At 58.5% G+C, this 1,290-nt stretch carries 1 pseudogene; it reads right to left on the minus strand.

Annotated elements, in window-relative coordinates:
- Positions 1 to 1,186, minus strand: a pseudogene (locus B552_RS27950) (phosphatidylserine/phosphatidylglycerophosphate/cardiolipin synthase family protein); the annotation flags it as partial.
- Between the last annotated feature and the right edge of the window lie 104 nt (positions 1,187 to 1,290).

Here is a 1,290-nt window from a genome sequence, read left to right on the forward strand (position 1 = left end):
CCGCAGCCTCCTTGATCTTCTCGGCCAGCGGCGGATAACGGAAGTACTGGTTTTCGATGTAGATGAAGCGCGTCGCATTGTTGACCGCCTGCATGTACATCTTCTCGATGTCCAGCTCGTCGTCTTTGACCACTTTCGAATGCGTTCGCAGGATCTGCGCGGTCACCTTCTCACCATGACCCGGCAACACCCTGAGGTTTGCCGCAGCCGCCTTGCGTGCTTTGCCCAGGCCTGCATCGGTCTCCTTGTCCCAGCCCTCGCAGAAATTCTCGTTCAGATACTTGAGAATCGGGCCTGTCAGCCGGCATGAAATGTCTTGCCGTGGCGTTTCGCCATTGCGCCCCTGGTAACCCCGCATCTTGACGGCGCTGTGGGTGTCGACATCCCAGTATGGGTCCAGCATGTTGTGTCCCATCACGAACCCGACGGCGCGCTCTGGAAGCTCATAGTCCACCAGCACCATCTTCTGATGATGTGTCGGGACGACAGTACCCATGGCCAGGCCGCCGGCAACCTTGTTGGCAGTGCTGCGCGCCTTGTCTTCGCCAAAGATGGCTGTTCTGAAGGTGATCTCGACCCGTTCCGGGAAGGAAAACTCCCTTGTCATGAACTCGACGTTCTTGAACGCAGCGAGTTGCCAGACGGACGGTATGCGCGATGCGATGGTCGACGGATGCATGACCACATTTCGCAATGTGAGCTCTCTCGGATCTTTCTGAGACACGCACCAATGCCAATACTTGTCGAATTCCGTCGGTGCAATACGCGCATCGGGTCTTGTGCGCAAGTGAGCGGTCTTTGCATTCGGCCTGTTCGGCTCGGGGCTAACGTAGATACTTGCACCCGGCAGACCCAAGGCTCCCCCGCCCCAGCACAGCACGCGCACCTTGACGCCGCGCTTGCCTACGCTCTCGAGCAATTCACCAATGCAAAGCGTGCCCTGTCCGTCTGCACCTCGCCGAAAGAACATAGATGGCTGGAAACCCCAGCAGATGATGTCGACGCTCTGCTTCGCGGAGTGAATCGCGTTGTAGACGTCGCGAAACGCCTCCTCGCCATTCACAAGCGGTTTGAAGGTGCATGGTGCGTGGCCGTACTCGGTGCACTGCACAAACCAAGGCAGCGTTATCGTGGCAGTCCTCGTGCAGGACAGCGCAACAGGGGTGGTGATCGCTTTCCCGGTCATGCTTCAGACTCCGAATTGAGATGATCGCGGTAGTTCCGCCGGTACACGGCCCGGTCCACGTCCGCTTCGCTACTTCCGGCTGCCACCTCGTGGAAATGAAAGCC

It is taken from the genome of Cupriavidus sp. BIS7, from assembly GCF_000292345.1.
GTDB lineage: Bacteria > Pseudomonadota > Gammaproteobacteria > Burkholderiales > Burkholderiaceae > Cupriavidus.